At 47.3% G+C, this 18,537-nt stretch carries 16 protein-coding genes; 14 read left to right on the forward strand and 2 right to left on the reverse strand.

Features of this window, described 5'->3' with window-relative positions:
• Positions 1–5: 5 nt before the first annotated feature.
• Together OCU49_RS15820 and OCU49_RS15825 are read right to left on the reverse strand one after the other, a co-directional pair.
• On the reverse strand, positions 6–968 hold the full coding sequence (locus OCU49_RS15820; RefSeq protein WP_261841525.1) for a GGDEF domain-containing protein: 963 nt from the start codon (positions 966–968) through the stop codon (positions 6–8).
• Between the two features lie 144 nt (positions 969–1,112).
• Positions 1,113–1,718 carry a DUF924 family protein gene (locus tag OCU49_RS15825; RefSeq protein WP_261841526.1) on the reverse strand — a complete coding sequence of 202 codons (606 nt, stop codon included), beginning with the start codon at positions 1,716–1,718 and terminating at the stop codon, positions 1,113–1,115.
• 89 nt (positions 1,719–1,807) lie between these two features.
• Between OCU49_RS15825 and OCU49_RS15830 the strand changes: the two genes are divergently transcribed.
• The 14 genes from OCU49_RS15830 (at position 1,808) to OCU49_RS15895 (ending at position 17,575) form a co-directional block, all read left to right on the forward strand.
• Complete coding sequence (locus tag OCU49_RS15830) at positions 1,808–2,359, forward strand: hypothetical protein (RefSeq protein WP_261841527.1); 552 nt, start codon at positions 1,808–1,810, stop codon at positions 2,357–2,359.
• Positions 2,360–2,689: 330 nt separating this feature from the next.
• Positions 2,690–3,313, forward strand: coding sequence for an HD-GYP domain-containing protein (locus tag OCU49_RS15835; protein ID WP_261841528.1), 624 nt, complete (start codon positions 2,690–2,692; stop codon positions 3,311–3,313).
• 107 nt (positions 3,314–3,420) lie between these two features.
• Positions 3,421–4,113: a substrate-binding periplasmic protein gene (locus tag OCU49_RS15840; protein ID WP_261841529.1), complete on the forward strand. Its 693-nt coding sequence runs from the start codon at positions 3,421–3,423 to the stop codon at positions 4,111–4,113.
• A 180-nt stretch (positions 4,114–4,293) separates the two neighbouring features.
• Positions 4,294–4,461 carry a DUF3012 domain-containing protein gene (locus tag OCU49_RS15845; protein WP_261841530.1) on the forward strand — a complete coding sequence of 56 codons (168 nt, stop codon included), beginning with the start codon at positions 4,294–4,296 and terminating at the stop codon, positions 4,459–4,461.
• 358 nt (positions 4,462–4,819) lie between these two features.
• Positions 4,820–5,941, forward strand: a complete 1,122-nt coding sequence (locus OCU49_RS15850) for a hypothetical protein (protein WP_261841531.1) — start codon at positions 4,820–4,822, stop codon at positions 5,939–5,941.
• A gap of 10 nt (positions 5,942–5,951) precedes the next feature.
• Positions 5,952–6,578 (forward strand): glutathione S-transferase N-terminal domain-containing protein, encoded by a 627-nt coding sequence (locus OCU49_RS15855; RefSeq protein ID WP_261841532.1) that lies wholly within the window; start codon positions 5,952–5,954, stop codon positions 6,576–6,578.
• 37 nt (positions 6,579–6,615) lie between these two features.
• Positions 6,616–7,239, forward strand: coding sequence for a LysE family translocator (locus OCU49_RS15860; RefSeq protein WP_336605342.1), 624 nt, complete (start codon positions 6,616–6,618; stop codon positions 7,237–7,239).
• Between the two features lie 135 nt (positions 7,240–7,374).
• On the forward strand, positions 7,375–7,950 hold the full coding sequence (locus tag OCU49_RS15865) for a hypothetical protein (RefSeq protein ID WP_261841533.1): 576 nt from the start codon (positions 7,375–7,377) through the stop codon (positions 7,948–7,950).
• A 377-nt stretch (positions 7,951–8,327) separates the two neighbouring features.
• A complete protein-coding gene (locus tag OCU49_RS15870) occupies positions 8,328–9,884 on the forward strand; it encodes a trimethylamine methyltransferase family protein (protein WP_261841534.1) in 1,557 nt (518 codons plus the stop codon).
• A 95-nt stretch (positions 9,885–9,979) separates the two neighbouring features.
• Positions 9,980–12,397, forward strand: coding sequence for a GcvT family protein (locus OCU49_RS15875; protein WP_261841535.1), 2,418 nt, complete (start codon positions 9,980–9,982; stop codon positions 12,395–12,397).
• Positions 12,398–12,399: 2 nt separating this feature from the next.
• A complete protein-coding gene (locus OCU49_RS15880) occupies positions 12,400–13,644 on the forward strand; it encodes a sarcosine oxidase subunit beta family protein (protein WP_261841536.1) in 1,245 nt (414 codons plus the stop codon).
• A gap of 82 nt (positions 13,645–13,726) precedes the next feature.
• Positions 13,727–14,008, forward strand: coding sequence for a sarcosine oxidase subunit delta (locus tag OCU49_RS15885; protein WP_261841537.1), 282 nt, complete (start codon positions 13,727–13,729; stop codon positions 14,006–14,008).
• Entirely contained in the window at positions 14,001–17,042 is a 3,042-nt protein-coding gene (locus OCU49_RS15890; protein ID WP_261841538.1) for a sarcosine oxidase subunit alpha family protein, read from the forward strand. The genes OCU49_RS15885 and OCU49_RS15890 overlap by 8 nt, the downstream gene beginning before the upstream one ends.
• Positions 17,039–17,575, forward strand: coding sequence for an aminomethyltransferase family protein (locus tag OCU49_RS15895; protein ID WP_261841539.1), 537 nt, complete (start codon positions 17,039–17,041; stop codon positions 17,573–17,575). The genes OCU49_RS15890 and OCU49_RS15895 overlap by 4 nt, the downstream gene beginning before the upstream one ends.
• Positions 17,576–18,537: the final 962 nt, after the last annotated feature.

The following is an 18,537-nucleotide window of genomic DNA, read 5'->3' on the forward strand; positions in this document are numbered from 1 at the left end:
AATGATCAGTTGGAGTAAGTCACTGGCACTTCCAGTGACTGTTCAGTATTGAAGCTTACCTGATCGCCACCGGCGTCCTGCGCCTCTTGTAAGACAGTTTCAGTCAGTTGCTTAATATAGGCAGCATTTAGCTGTGCAGATGGCTGCATAGTACTTACACCAATACTCAGTGTCAGAGATTGTTCTTCATGGGAAATCTCACTTGCCTGCTCACGTAAACGTTCAGCCAACTGGGGAGAATGTTCATTAGTTGCAGGTAACAGCAAAGCAAAACGGTCTTCGCTGATTCGGGCAATCACATCACCTGGCCGGAAAACCGTTTGTTGCAGAATATCTGCCAGTTGCTGCAACATTTTAGAATGGTCATTAGCCGGTAGAACTGCCAGATAAGCGTTATCCGGTTCCAGCAATATAAGTGACAACGGGGTAAATTCCCGCACTGCTCGACGACATTCAATATCCAACAGTACTTCAAACTGCCTGGCATTTACTAAGCCGGTAGCAGCATCTTTGCCACTAGCCTGCTCTAACTGATCCCGACTCACCTCGAGTGACTGTTCATGTTCACTTACCAACGCCTGATAACGTCGGTTTCTTCGCCAGTTCATAACCAGTAAATTTAGCGTAAAGAAAATCACCACGGCTGCCAAACCGGCAATCAATTCAGGAAGAAGAGTGAAATGGCTTTCAATCACAGGTTGAGAGACACGCTCAAAATCAGTCCGCACAACACCATTGGCGGAATACATTTGCCATAATTCATCAATACTGGTGACCGCATCAGCCGCTTGTGGGTCAACCCCAGTCACCTGCTCTTCCAGCGCCAGTCTGATTCCCTGAACCGCAACATGTTCTTCATAGCTGTGTAGCCCAAACACGGCACCCGCCCACACCAGACCAGCACCAACAGCAGCCAGCAATAACTGTGAAAGCCAGCCTTCACGTGTATTTTGTTCAGTGGCAGACAAAATCTTTCCTTAATCTATACAGATAACATCTGGTCCGGCAGCAATACGCCCGGAGCTCAGCAGAGAAAGCCCGTTAAGGCTGAATATGAAGCTCAAACCTAATATCTTTTCCGGGCCGATGCAACGCACAACCGCCCGAAATGATTACTGTCCGTAGGTTTTATGCGGCTGATTAAGATACGCCAGCTCTTCCGGGGTAGATTCCCGGTTCAGAACAGTGTTTCGATAGGGAAAACGACCAAAGCGCGCAATCAGCTCCCGATGCTCATGGGCAAAATCTAAAGCATTATCCAATACCTGGCGGTGCTCTATACCCAGCTCCCCAAACATACTCTCCAGACAGGCTATATGCTGGTCCTGTTCATTCAGCGATTCCGCATGTTCCAGGGGCATATAAAAGAACAGCTTTTCACTCAGTTCCAAAGCACGGTCATGACCAAGTTCAATGCCTTCTTTAGTCAAGGAAGCCGCTTTGCTATCCCCGGAAAAAGCCTCACCACTGCCGCGGTAAATATTACGCGAGAACTGATCAAGTAAAATAATCAAAGCAAGACGCCCACGTGGTTGCCGTGCCCAGTCATCCAGTTCACCAGCCAACGCCTGACGAACCCGTTGACCGAATGCATCACGAATCAGGTTATCAACCTCTTCACCGCCAAACCACCAAAGCTTTTTCCTATCCTTAGTGGCTAACCCATCACACAAATCACCAAACCAAAAATGCAGAATCTCTTCAATTTTCTCAGTCATGCAGATAATCCGTCTTAAAAATCCACTACAAAGTATAAGATATACAAGTACACATATAATTTATATCTTTAAAGTCAGAAGTTTCTCCAATGACAATACTCAAAGTACTTCTAATAACATCAACATTCATACTCATGAGCAACTCGCACGGATACGTTACTCAAGAAGAAAGTATTTATGAGCCCCTGCTACTCAAAGTAATCGGTAACACTTACGATAAAGCCTATCTGATTAATTTAACTGACTCAGAATGGTTCAGAACAACACCTCTGGAAAAGGTCATAAATCGCAATAAAAATGTCAAAATTGATCCCCAATTGCTAGAAAAATTATACACCGTTAACAAAACTCAATACCCAATAGAATGGCAGCCAATCCTGGTTAATATCACCATATTGCCTTCTAGTATTCATCGTTCCAAAGATATCGAAATCAGATGCGGAATAAACGCTCAAAACAGGACTTTTCGTGCATATCACACTTTATCAAAAGTCGCTTTTTCTGCAGATGGAACCAAGGCTATTGTCAAACATGGCATACATTGCGCGCCTCTCAGTGGAGCAAGGCAACAAATCGTAGTGTTCATAAAAGAAGGGGATTTTTGGATTATTAGCAAACTTATGCTGCTATCCATTTCCTAGATGGGTTTGCAGCCTGATCAGCTATCATCTGAGTAACCTAATAACTGCTAGCTGATCGCCCCCCCTAAGCGCATATCGGCAGTTGCCGGGAGTTGTTTCGCTTCGCTCAACCAAACTAAAGATGAGTTAGGATCATCTTCCGTTATCTGCCGGTAAAGACTCTTAGTTTTTATCACTAATCCAAATGTTAACTCTCTCTACATACTCAGCATTTACAAAGTCAGAGTCTCAAATGTAAATATCTCATTTTCGCACCTTCTCACATTTCGAATAGTAAGTTCTTACCTTAAGATAAGTAACATATAAGGCTACGTGGATCGGAGAGTATGTATGGGGGTAAGAGAAGAAATCTTCAATTCCTTACTTGATGACGCTAAAGCTTTATCCATCTCCTTGAAATATCGCGACTATTTAACATTTCAGCACTCTGAACGTGTCAAAACACTTTCCTTAGAGCTAGGACTGGCTTGCGGCCTTAACCAATTGGATTTAGATACCCTGTGTATAGCCGCTATGTTTCATGATATTGGTAAAATAGGTATTCCAGACGATATCCTGATGAAATCAGAGAAGTTTGATGAAACCGAATGGGAAATCATGCAGCAGCACTCCGCTATAGGAGAAGAAATTATGACGTCCATGAACGTGGGAAACTCACAAGAAGTTGCCCGTTTAATTCGTCATCATCATGAGTCATATGACGGGTCGGGATATCCTGATCATTTATCTGGAAACTACATACCACTTGGCTCACGAATTATTAGTATCGCTGACAGTTATGATGCGATATCCGTAACACGGGTTTATCACCATGCACGAACCCATCAGGAAACGATGGCAATCATGCATGAAGAAACAGGTAAAAAATTCGATCCAAACCTGATGCAGCTGTTTTGTAATCTTATTGAACTAAGCCCATTTAAAGCAGCCAGAAAACTAGAATCTCACGCATGAGAGATAGAGAAGCTACTGCCTTTTTATGCACTGAAAAGCATTAAAACCTGTACTTCCTCACTGCGTGAACATAAAGCTACAAATGTATTAGCTAGAGGTGATTTGATATGCAGTTCGTCGCCATAATTGCGCTCACACCATTGTTATTATTTAACAGTGCCATCTATGCAAGCCCTATAAATTTCATGCTGCCTAAATTCAAGCCCTTTACCTATGTTGAAGATGGCGAATTTAAAGGTATCGGTGTTGAAAAAGTCAGGACGATAATGGACAGCATGGATACGCCATACAACTTGGAGTTGGCCCCTAATTATGGCCGAGCGGTAGAAGAACTTAAAAAAAATAGAGTCGATGGGATGTTTCTTGCTTCTGAAAACGCAGAGCGAAACAAAGTAGCAACCTTCTCTGAACCGGTAGTAATCAATCGTTGGTCATGGTTCATTCTCAAAGATTCAAAGCTACTACCTGGCAACATTACCTTTCATTCTAAGGCGTTGGTAGCTTCACAGCTCAATACAAATACCCACAAATGGTTATTGAAGGAGAATTATCAGGTTGGATTTGCCCCTTCAGATATTGACCTATTACCCTGGGTTCTTTCTAAGGGTCGGGTCGATGCTGTTTTTCTTGCTGAAGAAGTTTTCTTAAAGAGCTGCGAAGACCTGGACATCAACCCTGATATCTTTATTCAGGTAGTACAAATTGAAAAACCGTTTGGTATTTATATCCATAATAATTACCTGCAATCACATCCTGGATTCATGGACAGACTAAATTCTGCGATTCATAAGGCGCTTTGAACTACTTTCAAAGCTGCCTGAAATTATATCCCTTCGACTTCTTACAAGGTCTAACCGCTTGTTGTGCTGGTCTATCCTACTCTTCATAGAACAATGTCAGAGGCATCATTCATCTGTTGTTACAACTTCCACTCTTACAATTTAATCACTACTTACAATTAACGATATTAAGGTTCACACATGAAAAAGTATGCTTTGGCACTCACCCTGGCCGCTTTCACTTTAGTAATGCAAGGCTGCGCTCCTGATGTAGGCACCGAAGGATGGTGCGCTAATCTAAAAGAAAAACCAAAAGGTGACTGGTCAGCAAACGAAGCTAAAGACTTTACTAAGCACTGCATTTTATAACTGTTTATCAATTATCAAATAATACCCGGCAAAGATAACTGAATACTTTAATGGGTATTTTATTAGAAGATCCGTTTTTAAGTGCAAAGCAGACATAAAGATAAATTTTCTTTCATATTAACCACCAGCTAAGACCTTAACCCCCGCATATAACCTCAGCTCTTTACATCCATTTACTTTACATTTTTATGCCGTTCTATCCAGTCTAAGTAACATTAAAAACCCTAACTAGTTGATAGTCAGGGCTATAGTGCTCTACCGAATTTCTTTGGAAAGCTATCATTTATATAATTTAAATCTTTAAAGTCATGAGTTTCTGATTTAGTCTGAGACGATAATTTTATTGAGGGAGTCTGAAATGCGTGCGTTACTTATCGTGGCCGTTATCGCTGTTCTGGCGATTGCAGGTATATATATCTACCAGTCAATGCAACCTGCTGTTTCACCTCAAACCGCCAGTCAGGGATCTGACCGTAAGAACGCCGGTCAGTTACCTAAAGTCACGCACAGTTCTGACTACGGCTCTGGAGATAATTCTGAAAATAGCCAAACCTCATCTGATACATCCCCTATCACTTCAAACACTCCTGCCGCTATCAAGGTTCAGCCTGTTGATGAACAGCAGCTATCCGCCAGTGACAACATTTTAGAAGAAGTGATTGCATCACCAGTGGATGATCTGACTAAACAAGCTGCCAAACAACACATTGAAGAAGTTATTCGCTCTCCTAAAGAAGCGATAGATATCTCTCAGGCTGACCACTTTGTGACTGTCGACCAGTTATTAGAATTGCCTCTGCAACAACTGATAACACCGGCAACAACAGAAGCCCCGGTTGCTTCAGTCGACAATGCTAAAACCTTCGCGGTAAATACCGGCCCAATTAAAGCAACGCCGCTGAAACCTGATCCGGCTGACGTTCGTAAAGCTGCCCCGAAAAAAGCAGAAGAAAGCGGTTTCTCTTTTGAGAATATCAAACGCAAAATAGTCACTGTTTTCAGTGATGAAAACGGTGATTCGAACCCTACCCCGCAAGAAGTCTCCCGAACTAAAGCCGCCACTGAAGAAGCCATCGCTCAACTGGATAACCAAATCAAACTGCAGGCTCTTCTGAATAATCCTGAAACAGCCAAAAATCAGGTGTTTTTCATTCACGCTGTGACAGGCGGAGACGATCAGGGCCTGTGGGGCATTATTCAGAACGGTGTTATTAAGACCTTCGCAAAAGGCATTCGCATTCAGGACCGAATGATTACCGCAAATATTCCCCGTCAGGCAGATGAACGTTTGGCGAACCGCAGCAGTTCATTCCTGGGCGCAATTCTGGATCGTAAAGTCAAAGACACCTACGTTTACAATTATCAGAAAGGTATTCTTGGCCAGAACCCTGACCTTATAACGCCAGGCCAGGAGCTAATCATTGTTAGCTTTGAAGAAGCTGAACTGATTGCTATTTATAACCACTTTGTTAGCCAGTAATGCGAAACATATGATTGATCTGTATACCTGGGGTACACCAAACGGCCGCAAAGTATCTATTATGCTGGAAGCCTGCGGCCTGCCCTATCAGGTTCATAATATTGATATTGGAGCCGGTGATCAGTTTAAACCTGATTTTCTGGCAATCAGCCCAAACAATCGTATTCCTGCAATTACAGACTCTTCAGGGCCAGATAACCTGCCTGTGTCTATATTTGAAAGCGGCGCTATCCTGCTCTACCTGGCTGAAAAAACCGGGCAGTATTTACCTGCGGATCCTCGCCAGAAAATCATCTGTATGGAATGGCTGATGTGGCAAATGGGTGGCTTTGGCCCCATGCTGGGACAAGCACATCATTTCAATCGATTTGCTAAAGAAGATGTACCTTACGGTAAGCAACGTTATACCGGTGAAGCGAAACGCCTTTGGGGTGTTTTGGATAAACACCTGACCGGTAAAGATTACATCTGCGGAACTGATCTCAGCATTGCAGACTTTGCCATCTATCCCTGGGCCTGCCGTTACGAATGGCAAACAGTTGATCTGGCAGACTTTCCGGCGGTTCATCAGTGGATGCAACGGTTAGCAGCCAAAGACTTTATCAATAAAGGTATGCAAGTGCCTGATAGCCGCTAATCAGTATTCACCTCTTTATAAGAGATAGAAAACACATATGGATATGTTAACCACAGAATTTCTGATCACCTCCCTGATTATCGTTTTACTGCCGGGAACTGGCGTCATATTTACTGTTGCTACGGGGCTTAGTAGCGGCCGGCGGGCCAGCATCTCTGCATCTGTTGGTTGCACCTTAGGTATCGTACCTCACTTAATGGCGAGTATCTTTGGCCTTGCAGCTTTACTGCATACCAGTAGCCTGGCATTTCAGGCTTTCAAATATGCAGGCGTCATTTACCTGCTGTTTCTGGCATGGGGAATGTGGCGGCAAACCGGCAGTATTCGCTTCGATAACAATGAAACGCCAGCCACCAGCTATTTCAGGATCGCCCTACAGGCTATGCTGATTAATATCCTGAACCCTAAACTGTCGATATTCTTTCTGGCGTTTCTGCCGCAGTTCATTCCAACAAATACCGCAACACCACTCTCGGACATGCTAATTCTTAGCTTTATCTTTATGTTAATGACTCTGGCTGTCTTTATTAGTTACGGCCTCTTTGCCCATCATGTAAAACGCTATATCCAGCACAGCCCTGCAATCATGATCTGGCTTCAACGCAGTTTTGCCGGAATATTTATTGCTCTGAGTGCCCGACTGGCCAGCAGCGAAAAGTGATCTATTCCTACGCTCTCTGCTTCTTGCTATTTAAATAAATCATCTCAATACAAACCAACGTTAATTACGTGCTTGTCGCTAGAGTCAAAGCGCCGTATATTGCGACTCTCAAAATTCATTTAAAAGGACTTAAAAATGAAATCTTTGTTATTAAAAGGTGCTAACTGGATTATTCTGATTGGGTTAGCTTTAACCTGTTATGGTATCTACGAAGCTGTCACTCAACGTAATATAAGCGCTTCACCTGAAGCAATTGATATCTCCAGTTTGGTTAACTATGAAGGCGAATTAAAATACGTCACTATCACCGGTGGCCGTTTAGACTTAGCCAACACATACGAATATACGCGCGAAAAGAAAGGTAAAGTGCGTAGCCGAGACTTCTACTCCCCCATACTTGGTAAAGATGATAAACCGGTTTACATAATGCAGTTCGAAAACGAACCCACTATGGAAATGGCCTTTACCGAAGCCAAGTTCACCGGGTTACTGAAAGAAAGCTCTGGGTTGCCAAGCGATATTTTAGATGCTTACACTGCTGAGTTTTCCGGTACTGATTATTTTATGTTACAGACCGACTTCACCTATAAAACCATGGGAGAGCGTCTCAAACTGATTGGTATATTCTTTGCCATGTTTATTATCGGTATTGTGATACGTAAAGCATTAACCCGCAGCTCCCGCAACACACAGCAGGAAACAGAAGCTTAAACGTTATCCAGGATCAACCGATTAACGCTGAATCACTAAGAACTCAGATGTAAGCTTCACAAAGCAAGCGCGTTACAAAAATAGCCAGATAATTATCTGGCTACTTTTTATCAAACCTTCTATCTACAACAGTTTTAGCTGCTTACCTAAAATTCTAATTAAGATGCTCCCTCTGTTTTACAAACGTATTTGTTAATTCATCATCAAATGGAACAACTTCTTTCTATAAGCCCACATCCTTATAAACAGGGCTATTAACATCACCACTTTTTAAGCATGACTTAAACTCATGCTTGATGATTTAAAATCGTTTTTCCCTTCTTTCTGCCTGTTTTATTTTGCCGTGAAGCCAATTCATAAAAACAAACAGGCCAGCTATGCAAACTACTTCCGGGCAACGTACTTCCCGCCGCCGTGGCACCTCCCGCAGCGCCGGACGAGCCGCTCAGGCCATGAACCAACTTCCGTGGCAGCAGCTACAAAATCCAATCGCGCCTATTAAGATAATCAGCGATGATCAGTTAGAAAGCATCCACCACGCATCACTGGATATTCTCGAACAGGTAGGCGTGAAGGTCTTATTGCCCGAAGCCCGTGAGATCATGCAGCAGGCAGGCGCTCAGACATCTGCAGATTCAGAACAGGTTTACTTCGACCGGGAGATGATCGAGTCCCTCATCAAAAAAGCCCCGTCAGAATTTACCTTACATGCTCGTAATCCGGCCCATAATCTGCGCTTCGGCAGCAATTATGTAAACTTCGGCACGGTCGCCAGCGCACCCAATGCCAGCTGTATGGAAAAAGGCCGCCGGGCAGGTAACCGTAAGGACTATCAGGATTTCCTCCGCCTGGCCCAGCACTTTAACATCATCCATTTTCTCTCCGGCTATCCGGTTGAACCCGTCGATGTACATCCCGGTGTGCGTCACCTGGACTGCCTTGCAGATGCGGTGCGGTTAACCGACAAAGTCATGAACTGCTATTCACTGGGCGTTGAACGTAATCAGGATGCCATCGAAATTGCCCGCATCGCACGGGGCATCAGCGACGAGCAGCTCGATGCTGAACCCAGCCTGTTTACCATCATCAATACTAACTCTCCCCTGTCGTTAGATATTCCGATGCTGCAGGGCATTATGGAAATGGCAAAACGCAATCAGGTCGTTGTTATTACGCCATTCACACTGGCAGGCGCAATGGCACCGGTAACTCTGGCGGGTGCACTGGCACAACAAAATGCTGAGGCCCTTGCCGGTTTATGTTTTGCTCAGATGGTTAGCCCCGGCGCTCCGGTGGTGTATGGCGGCTTCACTTCCAATGTGGATATGAAGTCCGGCTCTCCCGCCTTTGGCACCCCGGAATATATGCAGGCGGCACAAATAGGCGGCCAACTGGCACGCCGCTATAACCTGCCCTACCGCAGCTCCAACGTAAACGCAGCAAATACTGTTGATGCCCAGGCGGGTATTGAATCCACCATGGCTCTGTGGGGCGCACTTGGCGGCGGCGTTAATCTGCTGATGCACGGTGCCGGATGGATGGAAGGCGGCTTATGTGCCTCATTCGAAAAATTCGTGCTGGATGTCGACCTCTTACAAATGATGGCCAGCTACCTGCAACCACCGGAAGTCAGCGATGCCAGTTTAGCCGTCAGCACCATTGCTGAAGTTGGCCCCGGTGGGCACTTCTTCGGCTGCGCACACACGATGGAACGCTACGAAACAGCCTTCTATGCCCCCCTCATTTCTGACTGGAGCAATTATGAAACCTGGGATGGAAAAGGCCGACCAACCGCTTTTGAGAAAGCTAATCAGGTTTACAAAAAAGCCCTGACCGAATATCAACAACCTGTGCTTGATCCGGCCATCGACGAAGAACTGGAAAGTTTCATCAGCCAGCGTAAAGCCGCCGGTGGCGTCGCCACAGACTTTTAAAGTGAGACCACCGGCAAATACCGGTACCCGATTAACAGACCATTGCACGAAATAACGCGCCAGGGTCTTGCTGAATAATAAGGATAAATATAGCTATGAAATCTCATGTACAGGTTGCCGTAATTGGCGGCGGCGTTGTTGGTTGCAGCGTCCTCTATCATCTGACAAAGCTGGGCTGGAAAGATGTCTGCCTGATTGAACGTTCAGAGCTGACCGCCGGTTCTACCTGGCATGCCGCCGGTGGTATGCACACACTGAACAGCGACCCCAACGTCGCCAAACTGCAAAACTATACGATCAACCTGTACAAAGAGCTTGAAGAAATTTCTGGCCAGTCCTGTGGCATTCACATGAGCGGCGGCATCATGGTGGCCGATACACCGGAACGTCTCGAGTTCCTTAAAACCGCGCATGCCAAAGGTAAATACCTGGGACTGGAAAGCGAATTCATTGATATGGATGAAGTCAAAAAACTGCATCCTCTGCTGGATACCAGTCACTTCTGTGGCGCGCTTTACGACCCGCTCGAAGGCCACGTTGACCCTTCAGGTGTAACCCACGCTTATGCAAAAGCAGCCCGTATTGGCGGTGCAGAAATTTATCGCCAGTGCCCGGTTCTCGATCTGAAACAAACCCCGGAAGGCCACTGGGAAGTGATCACTGAAAAAGGCACTATTATTGCCGAGCACGTGGTTAACTGCGGTGGATTATGGGCCCGTGAAGTAGGTCGCATGGTAGGGCTGGAGTTACCGATTCTGGCGATGGAACACCAGTATCTGATTACCGATACCATGCCAGAAGTACAGGCTCTGGATAAAGAACTGCCTCACTGCATCGATTTTTCCGGCGAAATGTATATGCGCCAGGAAGGCCAGGGGCTGGTAATGGGCACCTATGAGCAAGCCTGCGTTGCATGGTCAGAGCGACAAACCCCATGGCACTTTGGCCATGAACTGCTTAACCCTGATTTAGAGCGTATATCTCCCAGCCTGGAAATAGCTTTTGCACACGTGCCTGCACTGGCTAACGCGGGTATCAAGCAAACCATCAATGGACCCTTTACCTTCGCACCGGACGGTAATCCGCTGGTAGGCCCGGTTCGTGGCCTGAAAAACTTCTGGGTTGCCTGCGGTGTAATGGCAGGCTTCAGCCAAGGCGGCGGCGTTGGGCTGGCGTTATCTAACTGGATGGTTCACGGTGACCCGGGCAGCGATATATTTGCCATGGATGTAGCCCGTTATGGAGATTGGGCCACCATGGCATACACCAACACCAAGGTTAAAGAAAACTATCAGCGCCGTTTCCGCATTGGTTATCCTAATGAAGAATTACCGGCAGCCCGACCGCACCGTACAACACCGATTTATGATCTGCTGAAACAAAAGAATGCGGTATTCGGCACCAGCTATGGCCTGGAGCACGCGCTGTGGTTTGCTGCTGAAGGTCAGTATCCTGAAGAGATACCCAGCTTCCGCCGTTCAAATGCGTTTGAACAAGTCGCCGCTGAATGTCAGGCCGTACGGAATCAGGTGGGGCTGCTGGAAATATCTAACTTTGCCAAGTACCGCATCAGCGGTAATGGCGCAGCAGCCTGGCTGGATAACCTGCTCGCCAATAACTTGCCGGCTGTTGGTCGTATGGTGCTGGCACCTATGCTGAATAAGTCAGGTAAGCTGCTGGGTGACTTCACCGTCGCCCGTTTAGAAAGCAATGAGTTTTACATCTTTGGTTCCGGTACTGCTGAAGAATTCCACCTCCGCTGGTTTGAACAACAGCTGGAAGGCATTAAAGATGTTCAGCTTGAATGCCTGCGCACCCGCCTGACCGGCCTGTCTATTGCAGGACCAAACACCAAACAGCTGCTCAGTAAACTTACCCACCATGACCTGAATGACTTCAGTTTCATGAGTATTGCCCGTATGGATGTGGGCCACGCGCCTGCGCTGGTTGGCCGTATCAGTTTTACCGGCGAACAGGGTTATGAAATCTGGGTAGAGCCAGATTATTTACGCGCTGTATACATGAGCCTGACTGAAGCCGGTGCTGATCTGGGCCTGCGTCATTTTGGTGGTCGGGCACTGGACAGCCTGCGCCACGAAAAAGGTTTCGGTGGCTGGACCCGCGAATTTACACCGGATTATCAGCCATACCAGGCAGGTATGGGCCGTTTCGTGAAACCCACTAAAGGTGAGTTTATTGGCCAGTCTGCAGTTGCTGAATTCGCCGGACAACAGGCGGAAAAAGTACTCATACAACTGGCTATTGATGATCTTGGTGGCGATGCAGATGCCGTCGCAGACGAACCGGTTTTCTTCAATGATGAAGTCGTCGGCTGGGTGACCTCAGGGGCATATGGCCACTGTGTCAAAATGAGCCTCGCTCATGCCTATGTAGATAGCGCAGTGGCCGCCGAAGACAACTTCAGCGTCGAAATTCTGGGCAATATACACCCTGCAACCCGACTGGCTGAACCGCCTTATGATCCATCTGGCAGCAAAATGCGAGGCGCCTGAAGATGCAGCGTTACTCGATCTTTAATCTGATTCGCCACGCCCTGGGTTATCACCGAGGCTGGCAAAGTAACTGGCGAACGCCCACGCCAAAAGATCATTACGACATCATCATTGTTGGCGGTGGCGGCCACGGGCTCGCAACCGCTTACTATCTTGCAAAAAAACACGGTATTAACCGGGTTGCGGTAATCGAAAAAGGCTGGCTGGGTGGGGGTAATACCGGGCGTAATACCACCATCGTTCGCTCTAATTATCTCTATGACGAGTCTTCTGCCCTGTTCGAACATGCCATGAAACTTTGGGAAGGCCTTTCTCAGGAACTGAACTACAACGTGATGTTCTCACAACGGGGCCTGATGCATCTGGCGCACAACGAGCATGACCTCCATGAGATCACCCGCCGCTGCCATGCTATTCGGATGAACGGTATCGACTCCGAAATACTCACTCCACAGCAGATCAAACAGCAGGTACCTATGATCAATCTGGATGTCCGCTTTCCGGTTCTGGGCGCACTGTATCAGGGCCGTGCAGGCACTGCCCGACACGATGCAGTCGCCTGGGGCTATGCCCGTGGCGCCGATGATCTGGGCGTGGATATTATCCAGAACTGCGAAGTACTCGGCTTTGATATACAGAACAATGAAGTCCGTGGCGTACACACCACACAGGGCCTAATCAGGGCCAGTAAAGTCGGTTGCGTAGCAGCAGGAAACTCCAGTGTTCTGGCGGCACAGGCTGGCCTGAAACTGCCACTGGAGTCAGCCACTTTGCAGGCGTTTGTTTCTGAACCGCTCAAACCTATGCTTAATTCTGTGGTGACCTCTAACACCGTGCATTGTTACGTCAGCCAATCGGATAAAGGTGAGCTGGTCATTGGCGGCTCCTCTGATCCGTACAACAGCTATTCTCAACGGGGAGGCTTTGATCAGATCGAACATGTTGTTGGCCCAATGGCTGAACTGTATCCGATCATCAGCCGGCTCAAAATGATGCGCCAGTGGGGCGGCACCGTTGACCTGGCTCCGGACCGTTCACCTATTTTAGGTGAATCCAGTATCCGTAATCTGTACTTCAATTGTGGCTGGGGGACCGGAGGCTTCAAAGCAACGCCTGGCTCTGGGGATCTGTTCGCCGACTCACTGGCAAAAGACCGGATGCACCCGATTCTCAAGCCTTTCGGGCTGGAACGCTTTGCAAGCGGTGAACTCATCGACGAAGGCGCTGCAGCGGGTGTTGCCCACTAGCTGTACTCCAAGAGAACAACTCTTAAGGCAATTCTAAGGATTAACTTCTGGACAGCGCTTAAGACAATTTTCAGGATAAAAAATGCTATTAATTGAATGCCCCTGGTGTGGCCGCTGTGAACAGAGCGAATTTCATTACGGCGGAGAAGCCCACCTCACCCGCGCGACATCGGCGAGTGACAATACAGAGCTGACGGAATTTCTCTTCCTGCGCAATAACGTCCGTGGCGACACCGCTGAGCGCTGGTTCCATGCAACCGGTTGCCGCCGCTGGTTTAACGCCGTTCGTAACACCGTGGATGATCGTTTTATCTGCACCTATAAACCCGGTGATACAGCCACACAAGGAACTACCGATGCCTGACTCACTTAACCGCACCGGTCACGGTCTTAAGCCCGATGCAAAAACTGTCAACTTTCAGTTTAACGGCAAAAGTTGTCAAGCTCTGGAAGGCGATACCCTGGCTTCAGCTCTGTTAGCAAACGGTATACATTTTGTTGGCCGGAGCTTCAAATATCACCGTCCCCGGGGCATTTTCACCGCCGGCAGCGAAGAGCCTAACGCAATTGTACAAGTAGGCAGCGCTGGCTATGCAGAACCAAACGTCCGTGCCACTGAAGTCGAAGTCTATGAAGGTCTGGAAGCACGCAGCCAAAACTGCTGGCCCTCCCTGACGTTTGATCTGTTAGGTATGAATAGCCTGATCAGTCGTTTTATACCCGCGGGCTTTTACTACAAAACCTTTATGTGGCCGCGAAGCTTTTGGCTTAAATACGAGCACTTTATCCGACAGAGTGCCGGCATGGGCGAATGCCCTCAACAACCTGATGCAGAGCACTACGAAAAGCATCACCGCCATTGCGATGTGTTAATTGCCGGTGCCGGACCCGCCGGATTAGCGGCGGCTCTGACAGCTGGCCGCAGCGGTGCCAGAGTTATTCTGGTAGATGAACACCCGCAAACCGGCGGCCAACTTAACGACCGCGGTTTTAAGCAGGAGCAGCAAGACTGGCTACAGCAAACCACCGAAGCACTACAGGCACTGCCCAATGTAACCCTGATGCTACGTACTACACTGAGCGGTTATTATGATCACAACTACTGCACCCTACTGGAAAAAGTCAGTGACCATTTGCCCCCCGCTGAACGTCATGATTGTCGCCAGCGCTTATGGAAAATTCGCGCCGGCCAGGTGATCATTGCCAGCGGTGCTTTCGAACGGCCACTGGTCTTTGCAGACAATGACCGTCCGGGCGTCATGCTTGCAAGTGCGGTTCGCAGTTATATTAATCGTTACGGTACTTTGCCGGCACAGAAAATCTGCGTATTTACAAACAATGATTCAGCCTATCAGACAGCACTGGATGCCCATCAGGCCGGTGCACAAGTACAGATTATAGATCTGCGCCAACAACCCACAGAGCTTTCCCCTGACAGCCTGCCCGGCCAGGCTCAAACAGCAGGTATTACCATTCACTGGAACAGTGCAGTGACTGCGGTACAGGGCAAAACCCAGGTAAATGCCGTCACTATTCACCAATTAACCGCTGATGGTGAAAGTATTCAGGGAGTCGCTACTAAGCTGAACTGCCAGTGCATCGCAGCATCCGGCGGCTGGACACCTAATGTCAGCCTGTTCAGCCAGGCCAGAGGCAAGCTGAAATTTGATGACAAACAGCAGCATTTTGTACCCGACAGCGGCGTTGCCATTAATCCCAATATCAGTGCCGGTGCCTGCAATGGCCGTTATGACCTGGAAGGTTGTATCAGTGAAGGGAAAGCTGCCGCTCAAAAAGCACTGATTGCACTGCAGATAACTGTCACCGAAAGCAGTACCAAAACACAGCTAAACAGCATTGAAGATCAGCCGGCACATCTTGCCCCACGCACCCTCTGGGCAGTACCCTGTGACCACCCTATTGGCGAAGGGCCCAAAAAACATTTCCACGAATTACAAAACGACTCGACCGCAGGAGATATCGCACTCGCAGCCCGTGAAGGTTTTCATTCAGTGGAACATCTGAAGCGATATACAACCACCGGCATGGGGACCGACCAGGGCAAAACCTCAAATGTAAACGCCCTCGCGCTCATGGCCGAATACCGCCGCCTGCCCATCGCATCCGTCGGGACCACCCGCTTCCGTCAGCCTTATACGCCGGTGACTTTTGGCGCCATCGCCGGACGGGATCTGAAAAACCTGTTTGCACCCAAGCGTCATACCAACATCCAGCCGTGGCATGATCAGCATGGTGCAGTAATGGAAGATGCTGGCGGCTGGCGCCGACCCCGCTACTATCAGCAACATCCCGGCGAAACTATGCATCAGGCGGTACAAAGAGAATGCACCCAGGTACGCAAAACCGCCGGTATGGTAGATGCATCTACGTTGGGGAAAATTGGTATTCAGGGTAAAGACGCTGCTGAATTCCTCGAGCGGATTTACACCAACCGCTGGCATACTCTGAAAACAGGCCAATGCCGCTATGGTCTGATGCTAAACGAGCAAGGCATGGTTATTGATGACGGTGTCACCAGCAAAATAGCCGAACACCATTTCCATATGACTACTACGACCGGCGGTGCTGCCCGTGTATATCAGATTCTGGAAGATTATCGACAAACTGAATGGCCGGAGCTGGATGTATATCTAACCTCAGTTACCGAGCAATGGAGTGTTATCAGCCTCAGCGGCCCTCAGGCCGAAGCAATGTTGCAACCGCTGACGGATCAGCCAATTAACGCAACTGCATTTCCGGATATGAGTTGGCAGACAATCGACATTGCTGGTGTAACATCACGGGTATTCCGGATCAGTTTTAGTGGCGAACCCGGCTATGAGATCAACGTCCCTGCCCGCTACGGAAAATATATCTGGGAACGCCTCTGGCAACAGGGAAAAAGCGTTAATTGCGTTGCATACGGTACTGAAAGCATCCATTTACTGCGGGCAGAAATGGGCTTCATCATCGTCGGTCAAGACAGTGATGGCACCCACACGCCAATGGACTTAGGCATGCAATGGATAGTGGCTTCTGACAAAGCAGACTTTGTAGGCAAACGCGGCCTGCAACGCAGTGTCTTCAGCCAGACTAACCGTAAACAACTAGTAGGCCTCATACCAAAGAACAGCACAGTTACACTGCCGGAAGGTGCCCAGGTAGTATTGCCCGGTGCTACTCAGGGCCAGGACAAAGGCATTGGTCACGTTACATCCAGCTATTTTAGCCCGACCATCGAATCCGGTTTCGCCATGGCAATGGTCAGCGGTGGCAAACAGCGTAAAGGGGAAGGTCTGGAAGTCATGTTACTCAGTGGTGAAACTGTCCCGGTTACTGTTACCTGTACCCGCTTTCTGGAAGCATTTAACCAGCAAAACCAACAGGAGGCTTCATGAACGCAGTCGATCAATCACTGCCTCTGGCGAACTTTCCTTTGCAGGATAAAGCGCCACTGAGCAACTTATCGGTTTCATTAAGCCCACTGCCGCCCTGCAGTAAGCTCATTCTGCGTGGTAATTTCGATGCCCCTGAGTGGCCAGCTGCCAAACAATTTAAAGCAGCAGCAACCAGCCAAAGCCATGCTTACTGGCTGGGCCCGGATGAACAACTCATCACCGCCCCTGACGACACTATTGAAGCGCTTCAGCAGCATTATGCTGACTATGTTCAGGTAGATGTCAGTGACTATTACCAGCAGCTGTTACTGGCCGATAGCCATGATCAAAACTCAGCTGCCATCCAGCATATTCTTGGGCAACTGTTTCATCTTGATTTTGATGCCTTTGCCGTTGGGCAATGTCAGCAGACTCAGTGTGGTCAGACCACAGTGCTTATTGCCCGGCAGGATAATGGTTATCTTATTCAGTATCGGGCCAGTTATGGGGATTATTTGTGGGAGTATTTTGAACGACTAATGCAGGCTACATAGCCTGCATTCATTGTTTTAATGTTCGTTGAAGCGGGGTTTTGGTGCGCTGATTTATTAGCATAGCGGCGGATAGTCTGATGACCTTTTCGCTATCGCGAGTCAAGACTTTTGGAACCGCGCAAAAGTCTTAACAATCTAAACGCGGCCCAATGCTTGTCCGGCTTCACCGCATACCTTGCGCGTTTCGCGTTTGAATGGCGTTACAAAAACTCGACCGCTACGCGCTCTCAAACAGTTTGTAACGCTGATCATTAAAACACTGCAATGCTCAGCGGCGCATAAGGGAAATAGGGTGCGAACTTCGAGCTCACCAATCTTATTAAGACCTAATCCTGAGATTTTTAGTTTTTTAATTGCTCTGTAAACGGCCTTGTTGTTCGCTGCAGCCCGTTTGCAAATCTAACATCCCAAATCAATTGGATTACATTTCCCCCGGAAGAGATCTTAATCCCCAGGGCAAAAACAAAAAACAGTTATTAACTAACTTTAATAACCATTCATCCAAGATTTCAAATACTCTTCGAGAGAAGACATCAGATTATGCTCTTACCTAAATCAAAATTTCTCAGGATCATTCGTAACTACTGTACCTATGACTTAACTACGCGATTGACGTTTATTGAAAACAAATGAGTATAAGTCTTTCCAAAAATACATTCCGACTAATGTTCCTGGTAGAATCAGGTAATATTCAAAGCTCTTAAATACGAAATAAAAAATACAACAGGTCGAAGCAAATCCTAAAAAAACAAAAGTATAATTCTTTAACAAGTATCTTTTAAGCTCTATCCGGTTAACTAGTTTTTCTTTATAAATTATATGAGAAAAACTAAAAATCAGTATAACGCCCCATAACCAAATATTTCCTTGATATACAAATAGCAAAAGCAATGTATAAAGCGATACTAAAACAAGTGAATATAATTGTATTCTGATCATATTAAGAAAGTATCCTTACCTCG

Origin of the sequence: Aliamphritea ceti (assembly GCF_024347215.1) — a bacterium.
In the GTDB taxonomy this organism is placed as follows: domain Bacteria; phylum Pseudomonadota; class Gammaproteobacteria; order Pseudomonadales; family Balneatricaceae; genus Amphritea; species Amphritea ceti.

Coding starts and splice junctions, on each gene's coding strand:
- OCU49_RS15845 (WP_261841530.1), top strand. CDS start 4,294: ATGAAAAAGTATGCTTTGGCACTCACCCTGGCCGCTTTCACTTTAGTA.
- OCU49_RS15895 (WP_261841539.1), top strand. CDS start 17,039: ATGAACGCAGTCGATCAATCACTGCCTCTGGCGAACTTTCCTTTGCAG.
- OCU49_RS15890 (WP_261841538.1), top strand. CDS start 14,001: ATGCCTGACTCACTTAACCGCACCGGTCACGGTCTTAAGCCCGATGCA.
- OCU49_RS15860 (WP_336605342.1), top strand. CDS start 6,616: ATGGATATGTTAACCACAGAATTTCTGATCACCTCCCTGATTATCGTT.
- OCU49_RS15870 (WP_261841534.1), top strand. CDS start 8,328: ATGCAAACTACTTCCGGGCAACGTACTTCCCGCCGCCGTGGCACCTCC.
- OCU49_RS15875 (WP_261841535.1), top strand. CDS start 9,980: ATGAAATCTCATGTACAGGTTGCCGTAATTGGCGGCGGCGTTGTTGGT.
- OCU49_RS15830 (WP_261841527.1), top strand. CDS start 1,808: ATGACAATACTCAAAGTACTTCTAATAACATCAACATTCATACTCATG.
- OCU49_RS15885 (WP_261841537.1), top strand. CDS start 13,727: ATGCTATTAATTGAATGCCCCTGGTGTGGCCGCTGTGAACAGAGCGAA.
- OCU49_RS15840 (WP_261841529.1), top strand. CDS start 3,421: ATGCAGTTCGTCGCCATAATTGCGCTCACACCATTGTTATTATTTAAC.
- OCU49_RS15865 (WP_261841533.1), top strand. CDS start 7,375: ATGAAATCTTTGTTATTAAAAGGTGCTAACTGGATTATTCTGATTGGG.
- OCU49_RS15880 (WP_261841536.1), top strand. CDS start 12,400: ATGCAGCGTTACTCGATCTTTAATCTGATTCGCCACGCCCTGGGTTAT.
- OCU49_RS15855 (WP_261841532.1), top strand. CDS start 5,952: ATGATTGATCTGTATACCTGGGGTACACCAAACGGCCGCAAAGTATCT.
- OCU49_RS15835 (WP_261841528.1), top strand. CDS start 2,690: ATGGGGGTAAGAGAAGAAATCTTCAATTCCTTACTTGATGACGCTAAA.
- OCU49_RS15850 (WP_261841531.1), top strand. CDS start 4,820: ATGCGTGCGTTACTTATCGTGGCCGTTATCGCTGTTCTGGCGATTGCA.
- OCU49_RS15825 (WP_261841526.1), bottom strand. CDS start 1,718: ATGACTGAGAAAATTGAAGAGATTCTGCATTTTTGGTTTGGTGATTTG.